General features: G+C 67.5%; 20 protein-coding genes. 13 read left to right on the forward strand and 7 right to left on the reverse strand.

What is annotated here, in order from left to right:
• Positions 1 to 35: 35 nt before the first annotated feature.
• The 6 genes from FZ029_RS28705 to fliG form a co-directional block, all read right to left on the reverse strand.
• On the reverse strand, positions 36 to 1,094 hold the full coding sequence (locus FZ029_RS28705) for a biotin-dependent carboxyltransferase family protein (protein WP_149273192.1): 1,059 nt from the start codon (positions 1,092 to 1,094) through the stop codon (positions 36 to 38).
• Complete coding sequence (pxpB, locus tag FZ029_RS28710; RefSeq protein WP_149273194.1) at positions 1,094 to 1,828, reverse strand: 5-oxoprolinase subunit PxpB; 735 nt, start codon at positions 1,826 to 1,828, stop codon at positions 1,094 to 1,096. The genes FZ029_RS28705 and pxpB overlap by 1 nt, the downstream gene beginning before the upstream one ends.
• Positions 1,825 to 3,126 carry a TRAP transporter large permease subunit gene (locus FZ029_RS28715; protein WP_149273196.1) on the reverse strand — a complete coding sequence of 434 codons (1,302 nt, stop codon included), beginning with the start codon at positions 3,124 to 3,126 and terminating at the stop codon, positions 1,825 to 1,827. The genes pxpB and FZ029_RS28715 overlap by 4 nt, the downstream gene beginning before the upstream one ends.
• 3 nt (positions 3,127 to 3,129) lie before the next feature.
• The gene (locus tag FZ029_RS28720; RefSeq protein ID WP_149273198.1) at positions 3,130 to 3,639 is read right to left on the reverse strand and encodes a TRAP transporter small permease; all 510 of its coding nucleotides are present in this window, start codon (positions 3,637 to 3,639) and stop codon (positions 3,130 to 3,132) included.
• Between the two features lie 115 nt (positions 3,640 to 3,754).
• On the reverse strand, positions 3,755 to 4,768 hold the full coding sequence (locus tag FZ029_RS28725; RefSeq protein WP_149273200.1) for a TRAP transporter substrate-binding protein: 1,014 nt from the start codon (positions 4,766 to 4,768) through the stop codon (positions 3,755 to 3,757).
• A 267-nt stretch (positions 4,769 to 5,035) separates the two neighbouring features.
• Positions 5,036 to 6,058, reverse strand: a complete 1,023-nt coding sequence (gene fliG, locus FZ029_RS28730) for a flagellar motor switch protein FliG (protein WP_085084489.1) — start codon at positions 6,056 to 6,058, stop codon at positions 5,036 to 5,038.
• Between the two features lie 171 nt (positions 6,059 to 6,229).
• Here fliG and FZ029_RS28735 point away from each other — a divergent pair, with 171 nt between their 5' ends.
• The 13 genes from FZ029_RS28735 (at position 6,230) to FZ029_RS28800 (ending at position 19,522) form a co-directional block, all read left to right on the forward strand.
• On the forward strand, positions 6,230 to 6,931 hold the full coding sequence (locus tag FZ029_RS28735) for a hypothetical protein (RefSeq protein ID WP_149273202.1): 702 nt from the start codon (positions 6,230 to 6,232) through the stop codon (positions 6,929 to 6,931).
• Between the two features lie 274 nt (positions 6,932 to 7,205).
• Positions 7,206 to 8,090, forward strand: a complete 885-nt coding sequence (locus tag FZ029_RS28745; protein WP_149273204.1) for a MurR/RpiR family transcriptional regulator — start codon at positions 7,206 to 7,208, stop codon at positions 8,088 to 8,090.
• 49 nt (positions 8,091 to 8,139) lie between these two features.
• On the forward strand, positions 8,140 to 8,985 hold the full coding sequence (locus FZ029_RS28750; protein ID WP_149273206.1) for a D-amino acid aminotransferase: 846 nt from the start codon (positions 8,140 to 8,142) through the stop codon (positions 8,983 to 8,985).
• Positions 8,982 to 10,895 (forward strand): dipeptide ABC transporter ATP-binding protein, encoded by a 1,914-nt coding sequence (locus FZ029_RS28755; RefSeq protein WP_149273208.1) that lies wholly within the window; start codon positions 8,982 to 8,984, stop codon positions 10,893 to 10,895. The genes FZ029_RS28750 and FZ029_RS28755 overlap by 4 nt, the downstream gene beginning before the upstream one ends.
• A 23-nt stretch (positions 10,896 to 10,918) precedes the next feature.
• Positions 10,919 to 12,451, forward strand: coding sequence for a glutathione ABC transporter substrate-binding protein (locus FZ029_RS28760; protein ID WP_149273210.1), 1,533 nt, complete (start codon positions 10,919 to 10,921; stop codon positions 12,449 to 12,451).
• A 232-nt stretch (positions 12,452 to 12,683) separates the two neighbouring features.
• Entirely contained in the window at positions 12,684 to 13,604 is a 921-nt protein-coding gene (gsiC, locus tag FZ029_RS28765; protein ID WP_149273212.1) for a glutathione ABC transporter permease GsiC, read from the forward strand.
• A complete protein-coding gene (locus FZ029_RS28770) occupies positions 13,601 to 14,488 on the forward strand; it encodes an ABC transporter permease subunit (protein WP_149273214.1) in 888 nt (295 codons plus the stop codon). The genes gsiC and FZ029_RS28770 overlap by 4 nt, the downstream gene beginning before the upstream one ends.
• Positions 14,463 to 15,542 (forward strand): P1 family peptidase, encoded by a 1,080-nt coding sequence (locus FZ029_RS28775; protein ID WP_149273216.1) that lies wholly within the window; start codon positions 14,463 to 14,465, stop codon positions 15,540 to 15,542. Before FZ029_RS28770 ends, FZ029_RS28775 begins: the two co-directional genes overlap by 26 nt.
• A complete protein-coding gene (locus tag FZ029_RS28780) occupies positions 15,539 to 16,372 on the forward strand; it encodes a M55 family metallopeptidase (protein ID WP_149273218.1) in 834 nt (277 codons plus the stop codon). Before FZ029_RS28775 ends, FZ029_RS28780 begins: the two co-directional genes overlap by 4 nt.
• Positions 16,373 to 16,383: 11 nt before the next feature.
• On the forward strand, positions 16,384 to 17,343 hold the full coding sequence (locus FZ029_RS28785) for an isoaspartyl peptidase/L-asparaginase (protein ID WP_149273220.1): 960 nt from the start codon (positions 16,384 to 16,386) through the stop codon (positions 17,341 to 17,343).
• Positions 17,344 to 17,564: 221 nt separating this feature from the next.
• Positions 17,565 to 18,515, forward strand: a complete 951-nt coding sequence (locus tag FZ029_RS28790; RefSeq protein ID WP_149273222.1) for a zinc-dependent alcohol dehydrogenase family protein — start codon at positions 17,565 to 17,567, stop codon at positions 18,513 to 18,515.
• A 43-nt stretch (positions 18,516 to 18,558) separates the two neighbouring features.
• Positions 18,559 to 18,993: a CopD family protein gene (locus FZ029_RS28795; protein WP_247892548.1), complete on the forward strand. Its 435-nt coding sequence runs from the start codon at positions 18,559 to 18,561 to the stop codon at positions 18,991 to 18,993.
• Positions 18,994 to 19,042: 49 nt separating this feature from the next.
• Positions 19,043 to 19,522 carry a VOC family protein gene (locus FZ029_RS28800; protein ID WP_149273226.1) on the forward strand — a complete coding sequence of 160 codons (480 nt, stop codon included), beginning with the start codon at positions 19,043 to 19,045 and terminating at the stop codon, positions 19,520 to 19,522.
• A 122-nt stretch (positions 19,523 to 19,644) separates the two neighbouring features.
• Here the strand turns inward: FZ029_RS28800 and FZ029_RS28805 are convergent, their stop codons facing one another.
• Entirely contained in the window at positions 19,645 to 20,526 is an 882-nt protein-coding gene (locus FZ029_RS28805) for a site-specific DNA-methyltransferase (RefSeq protein WP_211104251.1), read from the reverse strand.
• Positions 20,527 to 20,715: the final 189 nt, after the last annotated feature.

Genomic DNA, 20,715 nt, shown 5'->3' on the forward strand with positions numbered 1-20,715 from the left:
CCCGATTCCGGCGGGTGCCGTCACAGCAGGAGGCGTCACAGCAGGGGGATGTCGCTGCCGCCGTTCACGATGTCGACGGTGCCGGAGATCAGGTTCTCGGCATAGAGCGCCTCCAGGTCGATGCCGCCGGTGGGGCGCACCGGGCGGATGGCGCGAACCCAGCCGGCGATGGCCTGTTCCTGGCGGCGGCGGATCGCTTCGGCCTCCTCCACCGTCACGGCCTGGAAGGACAGGCTGTCGCCGGGGCGCAGGCGGCCGGCGCGGGGCAGGTCGGCGGAGATCACCGTGGCGATCTTGGCATAGCCGCCGGCAGTCTGGTGGTCGTTCAGCAGCAGGATCGGCTGCCCGTTGCCCGGCACCTGGATGGAGCCGGTGACCAGCCCGTCCGACGGGATGTCGGCGCTTCCCCGATGCGCCAGCGCCGGACCCTCCAGCCGCAGGCCCATGCGGTCGGCCTGTTTGCCGACGCGGTAGGTCGCCGACAGGAAAATGTCGATCGCGGCGTCGGTGAAGCGGTCCTCCTGCGGCCCAAACACGACGCGCAGCGGCCCGGCGCCATAGTCGGGCGGCTGCGGCAGTTCGACGTCGGAACCGTCCGGGGCGCTGTCGCGGGTCAGCGGCAGGCGGTCGCCCTCAGCCAGCGGCCGCCCGCCGAGCGGACCGATGCCGGCGCGCACGTAGGTGGACAGGCTGCCCATCACCGGCGCCAGCGCGAAGCCGCCGGCCACTGCCAGACAGGCGACGGACGCCCCGTCCACCGCGCCCAGTCGCAGCACGTCGCCCTGCCGCAGGGTGTGGCTGCGGTGGGGGGCCAGCGGTTGCGGGGCGTCCCCCTCGCGCTCCAGCATCAGGGCCAGCGGTCCGACGGCGGCGACGCGGACGGCGGGCGCATCCACCCGCAGGGCAGGGCCGAGCAGGGCGATCTCCAGCCCCGCGGTTCCCTGCGGATTGCCGACCAGCGCATTGGCCAGCCGCAGCGCCACCGGGTCGAGCGCGCCGGCAACCGGCATGCCCAGCTCCTGGAAGCCGAAGCGGCCCAGATCCTGGATCGTCGCGAACAGGCCCGGCCGAACCACTGTGAGACAGGCGCTCATCACGCGGCCCTCAGGCTGGCGGGGTCGAAGCGTCCGGCGCTTGCCGCCTCAGCGATCCGGTCGAAGGTGGCGCGGTCCACCGCCTCGAAGCGCACCCGGTCGCCGGCTGCCAGCAGCACCGGGTCGGGCCGGTCGCCGTCATAGAGCGGCACCGGGCAGCGGCCGATCAGATGCCAGCCGCCGGGGCTTTCCCAGGGATAGACGGTGGTCAGCCGGCCGGCGATGGCGACGGAGCCGGCCGGCACCCGCACCCGCGGCTCCGTCCGGCGCGGCCGGTCCAGTTCGGCCGGCAGATCGCCCATGTAGCCGAAGCCCGGCATGAAGCCCAGCATGTAGACGAAATACTCCACCGAGCCGTGCAACTCCGCCACCCGCTCCGCCGTCAGGCCCAACGAGTCCGCCAACTCCGCCAGATCGGGGCCGAGGTCGGGATCGTAGCAGACGGGCAGGCGCCACAGCCGGCCCTCCGCCGGGGCGGCCTCGCTGCCGGCCAGCGCCCCCTCGACCGCCGCCTGCATCTCCCGCCGGCTGGAGGTGACGGAATCATAGACCACCAGCAGCGAGCGGAAGGTCGGCACCGTCTCCACCAGTCCCGGCGGCGGTGCGGCCTTCAGCCGGGCGTGCAGGGCCATGACGCGGGCGTTGGTCGCCCGGTCGATGGTCTCGCCGAACTCGACGTTGAAGGCGGTGTCGCCGCAACTGGTGAAGCGGACCTCCACGCTGTCGCTCCTCATCCGATCATTTTCGACGGCAGCCAGGTGACCAGCCCGGGGAACACCCACAGCAGGACCACCATCACCACCATCAGCAGGAAGAAGGGCAGGCTGGCCTTGCCGATGGTGAAGATGTCCTTGCCGGTCATCGACTGCAGCACGAACAGGTTGAAGCCCACCGGCGGGGTAATCTGCGCCATCTCCACCACGATGATGATGTAGATGCCGAACCACAGAAGGTCGATCCCCGCCTGCTGCACCATCGGCAGGATGACCGAGGTCGTCAGCACCACCATGGAGATGCCGTCGAGGAAGCAGCCCATCACGATGAAGAAGAAGGTCAGCGCCACAAGCAGCGCCGCCGGCGACAGCTGCATGGTGGTGATCCATTCCGCCAGCAGGCGCGGGATGCCGGTATAGCCCATCGCCACCGTCAGGAAGGCAGCGCCGGCCAGGATGAAGCCGATCATGCAGGAGGTGTGGGCGGCGCCGAACAGGCTGTCGCGGAAGGTCGTCCAGTTCAGCGTGCCGGTCACCAGCGCCAGCACCAGGGAGCCCAGCACGCCGATGCCGGCCGCCTCCGTCGGGGTGGCGATGCCGACATAGATGGAGCCCAGCACCGCCGCGATCAGCAGCATGACCGGGATCAGCGCTCCGGTGTCGCGGATCTTCTCAGGCAGACTCTGCGACGCCTCCGGCGGCGGCACCCGGCCGGGGTTCACCAGAGACCAGCCGCCGACATAGAGCATGAACAGGCCGGTCAGCACGATGCCGGGGATGACGCCGGCGATGAACAGCCGGGCGATCGACACGTCGGCGGCCACGCCATAGACGATCATGATGATCGACGGCGGAATCAGCAGCCCCAGCGTGCCGGCCCCGGCCAGTGACCCCAAGGTCATCATCGGATCGTAGCCGCGCCGGTTCAGCTCCGGAATGGTCATGCGGCCGATTGTGGCGGCGGTGGCGGCCGACGAGCCGGACACCGCGGCGAAGATCGAGCAGCCGATGATGTTCACATGCATCAGCCGGCCGGGCAGCCAGCCGGTCCAGGGCGCCAGCCCCTTGAACATGTCGGACGAGATGCGTGTGCGGAACAGGATCTCGCCCATCCAGATGAACAGCGGCAATGCCGTCAGCGTCCAGGAGGTGCTGGCCCCCCAGATGTTGGTCGCCATCACCATGCCCACCGGCCGTGCGGTGAACAGCGCCATGGCGACGAAGCCGACGCCGGCCAGCGCCAGCGCCACCCACACGCCGGCCCCCAGCATCAGGAACATCGTCACCACGACGACGATGGATGCGGTCGTCTCGTCCATCGCTCAGCCCTCGCTCTGCATGCCGGCGTGCTGGTAGGAGGCGTCGCGCCCCTGCAGCACGGCCAGCAGGTCGTCGATCAACGCGATGACCAGCACCACCAGACCCGCCGCCATCAGCGCCTGCGGGATCCACAGCGGGATCGGCAGCACGCCCTGGCTGAGATCGCCGAAATCGTAGGAATCATAGGTCATGCGCACCCAGTACCAGGCGAAATAGGCGCTGAGCGCGGCGGCGAAGCCCAGGCACAGCAGTTCCAGCGCCCGGCGCGGCCCGCCGCGGAGCCGCTCCACCAGCACGCCGACGCGGATATGGGCGCCGCGGCGCAGCGCCGGGCCCAGCATGAGGAAGAAGGACGCGGCCATGCAATAGCCCGCCAGCTCGTCGGCGCCCGGCACCATGCGGTCGAACAGGCGGCTCGCCACCTGGGTCACGATCAGGACGGCGATGGCGGCGAGCGAAACCGCGCCCAGGATCTCGGCGGTTCGGTAAAGAATGGACAGTGCGGTGCGCATGGCGCAACCACCTCCTGCGGTCGGTCGTGACGAAGGGGCGTCGGGAATGGAAATACCCGGCCGGCCGCCGTGCTGCTGGCCGCCGGCCGGGTACTCATCTCCCAACTCGGGAGCCTTACTTGCGATAGGCGGCGATGATGGCTTCGCCGTCGGCGCCGGCGGCCTTGATCCATTCTTCGGTCATCGTCTTGCCGATGGCGGAGAGGCCTTCTTTCAGCTTGTCGGACGGCGGCAGCACCTTCATGCCGTTGTCCGACATGGTCTTGTTCAGCTCGGCCGTCTTCTTCTCCCACTCGGCCCAGCCCTTGGCCTCGGCCTTCGCCGCGGCGTCCTGGACCGCCTTCTGGGTGTTGGCGTCCAGACCCTTCCAGACTTCGGAGTTGATGAACACCATGTTGCGCGGCAGCCAGGCCTGGACGTCGTAATAGACCTTCACGAAGTCCCAGGCCTTGGTGTCGACGCCGGTGGCGGCCGAGGTGATCATGGCGGTGACGATGCCGGTGCCGAAGGCCTGCGCGACCTCCGCCGCCTCGATCTTCACCGGGATGGCGCCGGACAGCTCGGCGATGCGGGTGGTCGCCGGGTTGTAGGCGCGGAACTTCTGGCCCTTCAGCCCCTCGACCGACTGGATCTCGTCCTTCACATACAGGCCCTGCGGCGGCCACGGGATCGAATAGAGCAGCTTCAGGCGCTGGCGCTCCAGCTTCTTCTCGAGGAAGGGCTTGGAGACGTCGTACAGCTTGTGCGCCGCCTTGAAGTCGGTGGCGAGGAAGGGCACGGAATCGAGACCGTAGAGCGGATCCTCGTTCGCCCAGGAGCTGATCAGCACCTCGCCCAGCTGGGCCTGACCGGACTGGACCGCGCGTTTGATCTCGGGATGGCGGATCAGCGAGCCGTTGGTGTGGACGGTGATGCTGATCTTGCCGTTGGTGGCCGCCTTCACGTCGTCGGCGAACTGCTTCACCACGATGGTGTGCAGGTTCGTGTCCGGATAGGGGGTCGGCATATCCCAGGTCTCGGCCGCGGCGGCCAGCGGCCCGGCGGCGACGACGCCCAGACCCAGCAGTCCGGCGACGACCGGACCGGCGATCCGGCGGGTGAGACGGGATTGCAGCGTGTCAGCGGTCATGATGTTCGGAAGCTCCCTGATTGTTGGCCGAAACGGCAGCCGCCGGCCTTGCGGCCGGTCGGGCGGGAGCGGAAGCCGTGATCCTGAAACGGTTGTGTCCCGGAACGGTGGCTCCCCCGATCCCGCCCTTTCTCGGAATCCAAAGGTTCACCGTTCCGCGCCGTCCGTCAAACGTCCTGTGAGGGAGGCGGAAAAATTCAGCCCTGTCCGCAGCTTATCGGCGAGAAAGCCCCCGCCGGTCAGTAGATGCCGGTCAGTAGATGCCGGTCAGTAGATCAGCTCGTTCTCGCCGCTGCCTTCGGCCAGGACCAGTTCGCCGCGGGCGGCAAGGTCCTTCGCCAGCTGCACCATGTACATCTGCGCCTCGTCCACGTCGCGGACGCGCACCGGACCCATCGCCGCCATGTCCTCGCGCAGGATCTTCGCCGCACGCTCGGACATGTTGGAGAAGAACAGGTCCTTCAGCGACTCCGACGCACCCTTCAGCGCGGTGCCCAGCTTCTGCTTGTCCACGGTGCGCAGCATCGTCTGGACGCCGGTGGGATCGAGCTTCGACAGATCCTCGAAGGTGAACATCAGCGACTTGATGCGCTCGGCGCTGTCGCGGTTGCGTTCCTCCAGCGCCGCCATGAAGCGATGCTCGGTGGTGCGGTCCAGTCCGTTGAAGATCTCCGCCAGCATCTCGTGGCTGTCGCGCCGGCTGGTGCGGGCAAGGTTGGTCATGAACTCGGTGCGCAGGGTGCGCTCGACATCGTCCAGAACCTCCTTCTGCACCGCCTCCATGCGCAGCATGCGCATGATGACCTCCATCGCGAAGCTTTCCGGCAACTGCGCCAACACGCGGCCGGCGTGGTCGGAGCGGATCTTGGACAGGACGACGGCGACGGTCTGCGGGTATTCGTTCTTCAGATAGTTGGACAGCACCGACTCGTTGACGTTGGTCAGCTTGTCCCACATGGTGCGGCCGGCCGGACCACGGATGTCCTCCATGATCTGGTCGACCTTGTCCTTCGGCAGGGTCTTCAACAGCAGCCGCTCGGTCGAATCGAAGGAGCCGACCACGGTGCCGCTCGACGACATCTGCTCGGCGAACTCGACGAACAGGCGCTCGATCAGGTTGGCGGACACCGTGCCCAGGTTGGCCATCACCTGGGACAGCTCCTTGATCTCCTCGTCGTCCATCAGCGAGAACAGCTTGGACGAATGCTCCTCGCCCAGTGCCAGCATCATGATGGCGGCCTTTTCCGGGCCGGTGAGGGTCCGGTAATCCTCACGAACCTTCTGAGCCATTGCTACCCTTCATGATGCGCGATTCCGACAATGCGCGATGATTGCGGCAAACATCGTTAACAAACGATAAGGAACACGTTAGGGACGTTGCGAAAGGGCGGGGCCGGAACCGAATCCGGACGGGGCGGTTGGAGGGTGCAGCCCCAACCTCCCGCGCGAAAGGTGGCCTCCATGCCCGCCCGTGCCGCCCTTCTGCTGCCCTGTCTCGCCGCCGTCCTGTCGTCGATGCTGCCGGCCTCCGCCCTGGCGGAACTCGCGGTGACGGTTCAGGGGGCCGACTGCCAGGTGTGGGACCAGTATCCCGACCGGCGCAAGACCATCCGCTGGTCCGGGGCCTGCCCGAACGGCTGGGGCAATGGTCCCGGCGTGCTGAGCTGGTCCTACGACGGCCGCTATGACGGGCAGGTGGAGGGCACGCTGATTGACGGGCGGCTGGAAGGGCAGGCGCGCGTCACTTGGCGCGATGGACGCCGCCTCGACGGAAACTTCCGTGACGGGCTGGTCTCGGGGCAGGCGACCCATGTCTGGCCCGACGGGCGCGTGTATGAGGGGGAGTGGAAGGATGACCGCCGCACCGGCTTCGGCACGCTTACCTTCCCCAGCGGGAACAGATATGTCGGCCGGTTCCACCGCAACCGCCCGACCGGGCCGGGCGAGTTCGTCTCCACGGACGGCCACCGCTATCGGGCGCGGATCGACGCCGGCGGCAAAGTCAGTGCCGGCGCGCCGCTGGACCGCCCGCCGCAATCGGCGGAGGCCCCGTCGGCCGCGGAGCCCGACGCCGTCTCGGCTCCGGCCCGAGCGGGCCGGCCGCAGAAGCTGGAGGAGTGGCTGAACCAGTCGGATCATCTCCTTCGCGACAGCTCGCGGTAAGGGGCAATCCCCCTCTCCCCCCCGGGGAGAGGGTCGGGGTGAGGGGGATGCATTGCGAGGATTTTTGAGGATCCCGGAGCGCATTCTCTCCTGCTCAAGCCACGCCGCGCGACCCCCTCACCCTAACCCTCTCCCCAGGGGGGAGAGGGGATCCCCACCCGGACTCCGGCCCACCGCATACGCCACTATGTGAAAATGGATTTACAGAAATATGCCATTCCTGTAACTCTATCGACATAGAGGCCGCGCTGACGCTGCGAAGGGGGAGCGGGGGATGGAGCCACCCATTCAGACGGGATCGCTGCTGATCCGCATGCAGAACTGCCAGCAGCAGCTTCCGGCGGCTCTCGCCAAGGTCGGGGCCTGGGCACTGGCCTATCCCTTCCGCACCGCGACCCTGAAGATCGGCGAGTTGGCCGCCGCGGCGGAGGTGTCGGTGGCGTCGGTCAACCGCTATGCCCGCTTCCTCGGCTATGACGGCTTTCCGGAATTCCGCGAGGATCTGCTGCGCGCCTTCGAATCCACTTTCGCGCCGGTGGAGAAGCTGCGCGTCGCGGTGCAGCGTGACACCTCGAATGCCGAGATCATGCGGGAATCGCTGGCCAGCGACGCCGTCAACATCACCCGCACCATGGATCTGCTGCAGCCGGAACAGTGCGAGGCGGCGATCCGCCTGATCCGCGAAGCCGGCCGCGTCGTGGCTCTGGGCCTGGGCGACAGCGCCTATCTCGCCCTGTTCCTGACCGATGTGCTGGAGCCCTATGTCGACAATGTCCACGAAGCCATCGAGTTCGCGGGCACCGAGCGCACCATCCGCCGGCTGATGACGATGAAGCCCGGCGATCTGGTGATCGCCATCACCTCGCCGCGCTATTCGCGCCGGACCATCGAACATCTGCAGCTGTGCCGGGAGCGCGGGGCGAAGGCCATCGCGCTGACCGACGCGCCGGACAGCCCGATCGTGCCGCTGGCCGACGTGACCCTGCTGGCCGGGGCCGACCATGGCGTGCGCCACAGCTCCCCCACCGGTCTGATGGCGCTGATCGTGGCGCTGGGCACCGCGCTGTCGCGCTCCGGTCCCGACAGCGTCCATCAGGCCGCCGACATGGCCGAACGCATCCTGCCCTACCTCCACATCGTGCCGAAATCGAACCGGTAGCCCGAGTGAACGGCACTTCCCCTCCACGCGCCAAAGAAGCTGGAAAGCGATGACGATCTCCTATTGGAACGGGCGTTACCTGCCGCTGGACGAGGTCCATGTGTCGCCGCTGGACCGCGGTTTCCTGTTTGCCGACGGCCTCTATGAGGTGACCGCCGCCTACAACGGCCGCCTGTTCGAGCCGGAGGCGCACATCGCCCGCCTGCAACGCGGGCTGTCGGAACTGCGCATCGACTGCGCCCTGTCGGCCGGCGACTGGCTGGGCATCATGGAGCGGCTGGCGGCGGAGTCCGGCATCGACGGCGACCTGACCGTTTACCTGCAGGTCACCCGCGGCGCGGCATCCAGCCGTGGCCATGCGTTTCCGGCCGGGGTGACCCCGTCGGTGTTCGGCATGGCCAGCCCGCTGAAGCGCCCGCCCGCGGCGTGGCGCGACCAGGGCGTCGCCGCCATCACCATCCCCGACATCCGCTGGGGCCGCTGCGACCTGAAGACGGTGGCGCTGCTGGGCAGCGTGCTGGCGCAGCAGGCGGCGACCGATGCCGGGGTGGTCGATGCGCTGCAACTGCGCGACGGCATGGTGACGGAGGGCGCCGCCACCAACATCTTCGTGGTAAAGGACGGCGTCGTCGCCACGCCGCTCAAGGACAACCGCATCCTGGAGGGCATCACCCGCATCGTCGTCCTGCGGCTGGCCGCCGAGGCCGGCTTGCGGCTGGAGGAGCGCGACATCCCGGCAGCGGAGCTTGAGACCGCCGACGAGATCTGGATCGCCAGCACCACCAAGGAAATCACCCCGGTCACCAGCCTGAACGGCAAGCCGGTCGGCAGCGGTGCTCCGGGCATGGTGTGGCGCCGCGTCTTCGCGCTGTTCGCCGAGAAGCTGGGCCGATGAGCACCGCTGCGGCTGCCGCAAAAGCCGTCGACACCGCGCCGGCCCTGCTTTCCGTAGAGGGGCTGAGCGTCGCCTTCGACGGCGAGCATGGTCCCGTGCGCGTGGTCGACGACGTCAGCTTCACCGTGGCGCCGGGCGAGACGGTCGCCATCGTTGGTGAATCCGGCTCCGGCAAGTCGGTGACCTCGCTGTCGCTGATGCGGCTGGTCGATTATGCCGGCGGCCGCATCGTCGGCGGGCGCATCCGCTTCAAGGGGCGTGACGGGCGCGAACGCGATCTCGCCACGCCGCCGGCCGAGGCGTTGACCGACATGCGCGGCAACGACATCGCAATGGTCTTTCAGGAGCCGATGACGTCGTTGAACCCGGTCTTCACCATCGGCGACCAGATCGCCGAGGCGGTGATGCTGCACCAGGGTCTCGACCGCAAGGCGGCGCGGGCGGAGGCGCTACGCATGCTGGAGAAGGTTCGCATTCCCGAACCGGCCCGCCTGCTTGACCGCCATCCGCACCAGCTGTCGGGCGGCATGCGCCAGCGCGTGATGATCGCGATGGCTCTGTCCTGCCGCCCGTCTCTGCTGATCGCCGACGAACCGACCACGGCGCTGGACGTCACCATCCAGGCGCAGATCCTGCGGCTGATCCGCCTGCTGCAGGACGAGATGGGGATGGGCGTCATCTTCATCACCCACGACATGGGCGTGGTGGCGGAGGTGGCCGACCGCGTCGTCGTGATGTGGCGCGGCCGCAAGGTGGAGGAGGGGCCTGTCGAGCGCATCTTCCAGGCGCCGCAGCACCCCTACACCAAGGCGCTGCTGTCGGCGGTTCCGAAGCTGGGCGCGCTGCGCGGCCAGGATTTGCCGATCCGCTTTCCCCTGCTGGTGGTCGACGAGGCCAAGGCAGACGCCACTCCGCCGGCCCCGCCGGTGCAGGACACGGTGCGCGCCGCCGACGCGCCGTTGCTGGAGGTGCGCGACCTCACCACCCGCTTCGATGTGCGCAAGGGCATCTTCGGATCGCTCAAAGCCCGCGTGCATGCGGTGGAGAAGGTCAGCTTCGCCGTCCGTCCGGGCGAGACGCTGGCGCTGGTCGGCGAGTCCGGCTGCGGCAAGTCGACCACCGGCCGCACCATCATGGGGCTGCAATCGGCCACCTCCGGAACCATCCGCTTCGACGGCGTCGACACCGCGACGTTGGATTCCAACGGTCAGGCCAAGCTGAAGGAAAAGATCCAGTACATCTTCCAGGATCCCTTCGCCTCGCTGAACCCGCGCATGACCGTCGGCTTCAGCGTCGCCGAACCGATGCTGGTCCACGACTATGTGCCGACCGCGAAGCCCGGCGTGTCGCGCCGCCGCGCCATCGAGGAGCGGGTGGCGGAGCTGCTGACCCAGGTGGGCCTGAAGCCGGAACATGCCCGGCGCTACCCGCATGAATTCTCAGGCGGTCAGCGCCAGCGCATCTGCATCGCCCGCGCCATCGCCTGCGATCCCAAGCTGATCATCGCCGACGAGGCGGTGGCGGCGCTCGACGTGTCGATCCAGGCGCAGATCGTCAACCTTCTGATGGAACTCCAGGCCAGGCGCGGCCTGTCCTACCTGTTCATCAGCCACGACATGGCGGTGGTGGAGCGGGTCAGCCACCGCGTCGCGGTGATGTATCTCGGCCAGATCGTCGAACTGGGCCCCCGCCGCGCCGTGTTCGAGAATCCGCAGCATCCCTACACCCGTCGCTTGATGGCGGCGGTGCCGATCGCCGATCCCAGCCGCCGCACCCGCGACCTGCGGCTGCTGACCGGCGAGATCCCCAGCCCCATCCGCAACCTCGGCGACGAGCCGCTGGTCCAGCCGCTGGTGCCGGTCGGTGACGACCATTTCGTCGCGCGCCACGCCGTCGGCGGCGACTTTTGAAACAAAAAACAGGGAGTACTCACGTGAAGCGTTTCGCTCTTCCCCTGCTGGCCGGCCTGCTCGCCGGCACCGCGCTGGCCGGTCCGGCCTTCGCCGCGAAGGATCTCGTCGTCGGCATCCCCGACAACATCACCACGCTGGACCCGGCCGACATCAACGACACGCTGTCGCAGTCGGCCAGCCGCACGATGATGCAGGGCCTGTTCGGCTTCGACAAGGACATGAAGCTGGTGCCGCTGCTGGCCGAGAGCTTCGAGGTCAACGACGACGCCACCGAATACACCTACCGCCTGCGCAAGGGCGTCACCTTCCATGACGGTTCGCCCTTCAACGCCCAGGCGGTGAAGACCAACTTCGACCGCCTGTCCAACCCGGCCAACCGGCTGAAGCGCCAGAGCCTGCTGGCGATGCTGGCCGAAACGGTGGTGGTCGACGACTATACCGTCAAGTTGAAGCTGTCGCAGCCCTTCGGCGCGCTGAACAACAACCTCGCCCATCCCGGCGCCATGATCCACAGCCCGAAGGCGCTGGAGACCTATGGCAAGGAGATCGGCCGCCACCCGGTCGGCACCGGCCCCTACAAGTTCGTCAGCTGGGAAGCCGACACGCTGAAGGTCGAGAAGAACGACAAGTATTGGAAGCAGGGCCTGCCGAAGATCGACCATGTCACGCTGAAGAGCGTGCCGGAGAACGGCAGCCGCATCGCCATGCTGCAGACCAACGAGGCGCAGTTCATCTATCCGCTGCCGCCCGAAATGGTGAAGATGGTCGAGGCCAACACCCAGCTGGAGATCATCGACGCCCCGTCGATCATCGCCCGCTATGTGGCGATGAACACCATGAAGAAGCCGTTCAACGACCCGCGGGTCCGTCAGGCGCTGAACTACGCCATCGACAAGAACGCCTACGCCAAGGTGGTCTATCGCGGCTATGCCGGCCCGCTGGATTCGGCGATCCCGTCCAAGCTGGGCTTCCACGTCACCCAGCCGAACCAGTACACCTACGATCTGGCCAAGGCGAAGGCTCTGCTGGCCGAAGCCGGCTATCCGAACGGCTTCGAGGCCGAGATGTTCGGCCGCAACAGCACCAACTTCATCCGCGGCATGCAGTTCGTCCAGCAGCAGCTGTCGCAGATCGGCGTCAAGCTGACCGTCACCCCGCTGGAGGCCGGCGTCGAGACCGCCCGCGTCTGGGGCGTCGAGAAGCCGGAGGACGCCACGGTGCAGATGCAGTATGGCGGCTGGTCGGCCTCGACCGGCGACGCCGACTGGGGCCTGCGCCCGCTGCTGTGGGGCAAGGGCTTCCCGCCGAAGTTCTTCAACGTCGCCTACTATAAGAACGACACGGTGGACGCCGCCATCGAGACCGGCATCGGCACCGCCGACACCGCCAAGCGCGCCGAGGCCTATCGCGTCGCCCAGGAGCAGATCTGGAAGGACGCGCCGTGGATCTTCCTCGGCGTCGAGAACCTGCTGGCCGGCAAGTCGAAGAAGCTGACCGGCTTCTACTATGTCGCCGACGGCGGTCTGCAGATGGAAGAGGCCGATCTGCAGTGATGTGAAAAATCGCCCTCTCTCCCCCGGGGAGAGGGAGGGGACCCGCCGCGTAGCGGTGGGGAGGGTGAGGGGGCCGGCGCGCGATTGCGCGCCGCGAAGGGGCATACTGCCCCTTCGCCATCCCCTGGCACGGGCTGACGCCCGTGCTGCCCCCTCACCCTAACCCTCTCCCCAGGGGGGAGAGGGGACTTTTCGTCCGCACCTCCAGGCCCTTCACCAGGACCTCTGCCCCATGCTGAAATATCTCGTCGGCCGCCTCGCCGGCATCCTGCCGGTTCTGCTGGTGATCTCAGTCTTCGTCTTCGGCTTCGTCCATCTGTTGCCGGGCGATCCGGCGCGGCTGGTCGCCGGGCCGGATGCGACGCAGCGGGACATCGAACTGGTGCGCCAGGATCTCGGCCTCGATAAGCCGTTGTGGGTGCAATATGGCCGCTTCCTCGGCAACGCGGTGCAGGGCGAGTTCGGGCGGTCGATGAAGTCCAAGCGGCCGGTGTCGCAGGAGATCGGCGAACGCTTCATGCCGACCCTCTACCTCACCGTCGTCGCCATGATCTGGGCGACGCTGGCCGGGTTGCTGATCGGCGTGGCGTCGGCGACGAAGCGCGGGCGCTGGCAGGACCATGCCGGCATGATCGTCGCGGTGTCGGGCATCGCCTTCCCCTCCTTCTGGCTCGGCCTGCTGATGATCGACCTGTTCTCGGTCAAGCTCGGCTGGCTGCCGACCAGCGGATACGGGACGTGGCAGCATTTCGTCATGCCGTCGCTGACGCTCGGCCTCGGTGTCGCCGCGGTGATGGCGCGCTTCACCCGCTCCGCCTTCATCGAGATCGCCCGAGAGGATTACGTCCGCACCGCGCGGGCCAAGGGCGTGCCGGCGCGGCTGGTGGTGTGGAAGCACACGCTGCGCAACGCGCTGATCCCGATCATCACCATGGTCGGGCTGCAGTTCGGCTTCCTGCTCGGCGGGTCGATCGTGGTGGAGACGGTGTTCTCCTGGCCGGGGCTGGGCCGGCTGCTGGTGGATAGCGTCAATTACCGCGACTACACCGTCATCCAGGCGGAGATCCTGCTGTTCTCGCTGGAGTTCATCATCATCAACCTGCTGGTCGACGTGCTGTACGCCCTCGCCAACCCCGAGATTCGCTACTCATGACCACGACAGACGCAACCGGCGTGGCCGCCGCAACCCATGAAGCCGTCCGTTCGCCGCTGCGCGAGTTCTGGCGCAAGTTCCGGCGCAACCGCACCGCGATGGCCGCCGGCATCTGCCTGGCTGCGCTGGCGCTGGCGGCGGCGGCGGCGCCCTGGATCGCGCCGTTCGATCCGGCGGCCTTCGATTACGACCGCATCCTGGAAGGCCCGTCGGCCGACCATTGGGCCGGCACCGACGCCTATGGCCGCGACATCTTCAGCCGCATCCTGTGGGGCGCGCGCATCTCGCTGTCGGTCGGGCTGCTGTCGGTGCTGCTGGGCGGCGCGGCCGGCGTCGCGCTTGGGCTGACCGCCGGCTTCCGCGGCGGCTGGATCGACAGCCTCATCATGCGCATCTGCGACGTGCTGCTGGCCTTCCCCGGCATCCTGCTCGCCATCGGCATCGTCGCCATCCTTGGGCCGGGCATCGAGAACGTCATCTATGCGGTGGCGATCTTCAGCGTGCCGGTCTTCGCCCGTCTGGTGCGCGGCAGCACGCTGTCGCTGAAGCGCGCGGTCTATGTCGACGCCGCCCGCGCCATCGGCGTGCGCGACCGGCTGCTGATGGTCCGCCACATCCTGCCCGGCACGCTGCCCAGCGTGATCGTCTATGTCTCCATGCGCATCGGCACCTCGATCCTGACGGCGGCCAGCCTCAGCTTCATCGGCCTCGGCGCCCAGCCGCCCAGCCCGGAATGGGGGGCGATGCTGGCCGACGGGCGCAGCTACATCGGCGTCGCCAGCCATGTCACCTTCTATCCCGGCCTCGCCATCTTCCTGACGGTGCTGGCCTTCAACCTGCTCGGCGATGGACTGCGCGATGCCCTCGACCCCAAATTGCGCTGACGGTGCACGGCGTGCGCGGGCCTTCGGGCTGGCCTGCGGCCGGCTGACACCGGGGCCGCGCAATGCCATCACCGACGTGGCCGGAGTGCGCGTCGGCCATGTCACGCTCGACGACGGAGCCGTCCAGACCGGCGTCACCGCCATCCTGCCCTATGCCGGCAACCTCTACCGCGACAAGCCGGTCGCGGCGGCGGAGGTGCTGAACGGCTTCGGCAAGAGTGTCGGGCTGATGCAGGTGGAGGAGCTGGGCGCGTTGGAAACGCCGATCCTGCTGACCAACACCCTGTCGGTCGGCACCGCGTCCACCGCCCTGGTCCGCCATGCCATCGCCGCCAACCCCGACATCGGCCGCACCACCGCCACGGTCAATCCGCTGGTGATGGAGTGCAACGACGGCTTGCTGAACGACATCCAGGCGCTGGCGGTGACCGAGGCGCACGCCGCCGCGGCTCTCGCCGCCGCGTTGTCCGAACCTGACGGGGCGGAAGTCGCAGTCGGGTCGGTCGGCGCCGGGCGCGGCATGTCCTGCTTCGGCTTCAAGGGCGGCATCGGTACGTCCTCGCGCCGTCTCAAGCTGGACGGCAAGCGCCATCATCTGGGCGTGCTGGTGCTGGCGAATTTCGGCCGGCCGGGAGAGCTGCGGCTGCCCGACGGCCGCCGCGTCGCGGTGCCGGAAAAGGACGACGCACCGGAGAAGGGCTCCGTCATCGTCATCGCCGCCACCGACGTGCCGCTCGACCACCGCCAGCTGCGCCGGGTGATCCGCCGCGCCGGGGTCGGGCTGGCGCGGGTGGGATCCTTCTGGGGCCACGGCAGCGGCGACATCGCGCTGGGCTTCACCACTGCCAACCGCATCGACCATGACGAGCGGGCCGACCTCATCCCCCTGCGCATGCTGAACGAACGCCGCATCGACAGCCTGTTCGAGGCGATGGCCGACGCGACGCAGGAAGCCGTTCTCGACGCGCTGGCCGCCGCCACGCCGGTGGTGGGCCGCGACGGCGCCACGCGGCCCTGCCTGTCAGACTTGCTGATTTCCGGGAGCACTCCGTGAAGATCTACATCTCCGCCGACATCGAAGGGGTGGCCGGCGTCGTCTCCCAGCAGCAGGTGACGCCGGGCAACCCCGAATACGAGCGTGCCCGCCGCCTGATGACCGCCGAGGTCAACGCCGCCATCGAAGGCGCGCTTGAGGCCGGCGCCACCGAAATCCTGGTGAACGACAGCCATGGCCCGATGGTCAACCTGCTGCCCGACGAGTTGCACCCGGCCGCCGAACTGATCCTCGGCCGCCCCAAGCCGATCGGCATGTTCGCTGGTCTGGAGCCGGACGCGGCGGGCGTGATGTGCGTCGGCTTCCACACCTCCGCGCGCCAGTACGGCATCCTCGCCCACACCACCAACAGCTTCGCCTTCGGCCGCGTCCGGGTGAACGGGCTGGAGTTGGGGGAGGCCGGCAATTACGGCGCCTATGCCGGCGAGATCGGGGTGCCGGTGATCCTGCTGAGCGGCGACGACCGCTTCGCCGCCGAGATGGCGCCGCTTTTCCCCGAAGCGGAACGCGTGGTGGTCAAGCAGGCGCTCGGCCAGCGCGCCGCCCGCTCCGTCGCGCCGTCGGTCGCCCTCGACCGCATCCGCGCGGCGGCGACCCGCGCCGTCCGCCGGTCCGCGAGCCTCCCGCCCTTCCGCGTTCCGCCGCAAACCGACGGTGCGCCCTATCGACTGGAGATCGAGATGAACAGCCCGGCGCTGGCCGATCTGGCGTCGCTGATCCCGGTGTCCGAGCGCCTCGACCCCGTCACCATCCGCCTGCCGGCCGCCAGCATGGCCGGCGTGCTGGGCTGGATCAACACATTGTCGGCCATGTCGGCCACCCTGCGCTGAGACCTGCACCCATGACCCTTTCCCATCCGCAGCCCTTCGCGCTGGCCGTCCATGGCGGCGCCGGCACCATCAAGCGCAGCGCCCTGACCCCGGCCCTGACCGAGGGCTATCACGCCGGCCTGCGCCGGGCGCTGGCCGCCGGGCACGCGGTGCTGGCCGATGGCGGCGGCGCGCTCGACGCCGTCACCGCCGCGGTGATGGCCCTGGAGGACGAGCCGCTGTTCAACGCCGGCCGCGGCGCCGTATTCACCGCCGAGGGCGTGCAGGAGATGGACGCCGCCATCATGGACGGCCGCGACCGCTCCGCCGGTGCGGTGGCCGGCCTGTTCGGCCCGCGCAACCCCATCCTCGCCGCCCGCGCGGTGATGGAGCACAGCGAACACGTCCTGCTGATCGGCGAGGGCGCGCTCGATCTCTGCCGCCGCCAGGGTCTGGCGATGGAGGAAGCCTCCTATTTCTTCACCCAGCCGCGCTGGGACGCCCTGCAGGCCGAACTTGAACGCCGCCGCTCCGGCGTCCCGGATGACGGGGATGAGCAGCGCCGCCACGGCACGGTGGGCGCCGTCGCCCGCGACTGCGACGGCAACCTCGCCGCCGCCACCTCCACCGGCGGCATGACCGCCAAGGCCAAGGGCCGCGTCGGCGACAGCCCGGTGATCGGCGCCGGCACCTTCGCCGACAACATCACCTGCGCCGTCTCCGCCACCGGCCACGGCGAGCATTTCATCCGCCGCTGCACCGCCCACGAGATCGACGCCCGCATGCGCTGGGCCGGCCAGAGCCTGGAGCGCGCCGCCGGCGACGTGGTGGACGAGCTGGGCGTGATCGGCGGCTCCGGCGGCCTGATCGCCATCGACCGCGACGGCCGGGTGGCTCTGCCCTTCAACTGTTCCGGCATGTATCGCGGCGCCATTGGGGTGGAGGGGCTGGCGATGACGGCGATCCACCGCGAGGAGTTCCGCATCGGCTGACACTCCGACGGGAAAGTCCCCTCTCCCCAAGGAAAATCCCCTCTCCCCCCCGGGGAGAGGGTTAGGGTGAGGGGGGCGCGTGGCGAGGATCCGCAAGCATCGCGCAGTCCCGGCCGCGACCAAAGCCACGCCGTGCATTCCCCTTTCCCCCGCTGGACAGGCGGAAGCCTGCTTGCGACGCTTCGGCCTGAGAGGCAACGCCCGGAACGGAGGATGACGGCATGCGTGCGATGGTGATTTCGCGGTTCGGCGGTCCCGACGTGTTCGAACTCCAGGACCGGCCGCGTCCGGTCGCGGGGCCGGGCGAGTTGCTGGTGCGGGTGGTCGCGTCCGGCACCAACCCGGTGGACGCCAAGATCCGGCAGGCCGGAAGCTGGGCCGGCATCCCCTTCCCGGCGGTGCTGGGCTATGACGTCTCCGGCGTGGTGGAGGAGGTCGGCCCCGGCGTGACCGGCTTCAAGGCCGGCGACGAGGTGTTCTACACGCCGGAGATCTTCGGCAATCCCAACGGCAGCTATGCCGAATACACCGTCACCGCCGCGTCCATCGTCGCGCACAAGCCGCCCGGCCTCAGCCATGTCGAGGCGGCGGGCATCCCGTTGGCCGGCGGCACGGCGTGGGAGGCCATCGTCCGCCGTCTGGCGGTGCGGCCGGGCGAGACGGTGCTGATCCATGGCGGGGCCGGCGGCGTCGGCAGCTTCGCCATCCAGTTCGCCAAGGCGGCCGGCGCCCGCGTGCTCGCCACCGCCAGCAAGGCCAACCACGAGGCGATGCGCGATCTCGGCGCCGACGTGACGCTCGATTACCGCGACACCGACGTGATGGACCAGATCCTGCGCGAGGCGGGCGGGGCGGGGGTGGATGCCTCCTTCGACACCGCCGGCGGCAATGTGCCGATGAGCACGCAGGTTACCCGCCCCTTCGGCCGTATCGCCACCATCCTGCCGCCGACCGGCGACCTCGACGCGCTCTATGTGAAGAACCAGACCCTCTACGGCACCTTCCTGACCCGCGAGGGCGCCCGCCTGCGCGAGATGGCGCCGTTGTTCGAGCGCGGGCAGGCCAGGGTGATCGTCGACGAAGTCCTGCCGCTGGAGCAGGTCGGCAAGGCGCATGAACGGCTCGATTCCGGCCACGGTCGCGGTAAGATCATCCTCCAAGTGGGCGCCTGACGCCCGCAAGAGGCTTGCGTGGGGCTATTGGGGGGCGGTCGTTGTGTATATCTGGCTGATCGGTCTGCACGTCGCCGCGGTGACGGTGTGGATCGCGGGCATGTCCGTCGCCGCCATCCTGATCAGCGCCCTCGACCCCATGACCGCCGCCGAGCCGGGACCGACCCGTATCCTGCGCGCGGCCTTGCGTTGGGACCGCCGCGTGACCTCGCCGGCGATGGGGCTCGCCTGGATTCTCGGGCCCACGCTGGTGGTGGTCGGCGGCTGGGGCTTCGAGCCGTGGCTGGTGGCGAAGGTCGTCATCGTCATCGCCCTGTCCGCCCTGCACGGCAAGCTCGCCGCCGCGCTGCGCCGGCTGGCCGAACCTGCGCCGGCTTCGGGTGTCCGCCCGGTTTCCCCGCTGCTGCGCTTCTCCCCGCTGGCGGTGATCGCCGGGGTCATCGCCATCGTCACGCTGGTGGTGGTGAAGCCCTATTGAACACGGTATGGTGTCGGATCGGGAGGATTCCAGCGCGAAAGGACAAGCCATGGCCGTCGCCAAGACCACGATCTGCCTCTGGTACGACAAGGACGCCGAGTCCGCCGCCCGCTTCTACGCCGAGACCTTCCCCGACAGCGTTGTGCACGCCGTCCACCGCGCCCCGGCCGACTACCCGTCCGGCAAGGCGGGCGACGTCCTGACGGTCGAGTTCACCGTCGCCGGCATCCCCTGCCTCGGCCTGAACGGCGGCCCGGCCTTCACCCACAGCGAGGCCTTCTCGTTCCAGATCGCCACCGACGACCAGGAAGAGACCGACCGCTATTGGACCGCCATCGTCGGTAACGGCGGCCAGGAGAGCGCCTGCGGCTGGTGCAAGGACCGCTGGGGCATCTCCTGGCAGATCACGCCGCGCGTGCTGACCGATGCGCTGGCGGCGGGTGGGGACGAGGCCAAGCGCGCGTTCGAGGCGATGATGGGGATGACGAAGATCGACGTGGCGGCGATCGAGGCGGTGCGGAGGGGGTGAGGGGCCGGATCATTTTGGCTCCGCTGCGGAGGGAGATCTCAGTTCGAGAAAAAGCGATCTTCACTAAATTTAGCGAAGACATCGATAAGTATTAGACGTCTTCGCTCTTGATAATTTCCTGCCTACTCGATACCGAAACGGAATCTACTGCCTGCTACGTATTCCTCAACCTCATCAAAGGCAATCCACCGGCGTGAGAGGGACTCCGCTACTGCTCCAGTTGTATTTGATCCAGAGAATGGATCAAGAACGAGGTCGTTTTCGTCCGTTAGCATCTTAATAAAGAATTCTGGCAGTTGCCGCGGAAAGCGTGCTGGGTGTATCGTTACACCCTGCTCCTTGCACTTCGTTGTATACTGATCGTTTGCTGCATTGTTTCCCATAATTAAAACATTTTCTGGAGAGATGTATGCTTCCTCGAAAAATTCTGCTTGGACAAAATTCGATGGTATAGCGCCTTTCTTTTTGATTTGAGCCCAGCTTTCATTTATTTTGTAACCGCCTGGCCTGGTTGTTTCTTTGAGGCCGCGGGCGTTCAGCCTATGCATATCCGGGCTTAGGGAGTCTTTGAGAACCTTCTGGTTCGACGCTTTCGGCCAGGGGGTTTTAGATAGCCACCAAACATGTTCGACAGAGTCTTTGATCCGAATTTTTCGCACAGTTACCCATTCGGCTGGCAGGGGCATCTTTGCTGGATTATACCAGTAGCATTCCTGAGCCAAGTGAAATCCAACTTCGTCGACAAGGCGGATGAGTAGTTTGTAATGATACAAGGATCTTGTCGGAACTTTTGGATTATAGCTTCCGCCAATGTTAAGCACAAAGCTTCCATTATCTGTAAGGACTCGAAATATTTCTTTGGCAAAAGGTATGAACCAATCGGCGTAATTTTCTTTTGAAGCATTTCCATACGCCTTCTTGAAGTGAAGAGCGTACGGGGGCGATGTGAGGGTCAAATTGACGGAGTTGTCAGGCAACAGCTTCAAGGCATCGATGCTATCCACGACATGTGCCTCTCCGAATGCCGTTTGATATGCCGGAGTCCAGGGGAGCAACCGACCACCTGTTCCAACTTTCCGTTCCGTTCCAAGCACCGTCTATTTGCTCCTTCGCAATCCTTGGACAAACCTATCGCAACTTCGAAGCGTCTTACATCGGCAGGCAAGCCGTGGTAAACGCAATGAAGGTGTATA

Origin of the sequence: Azospirillum sp. Sh1, from assembly GCF_008365135.1 — a bacterium.
GTDB lineage: Bacteria > Pseudomonadota > Alphaproteobacteria > Azospirillales > Azospirillaceae > Azospirillum > Azospirillum oryzae.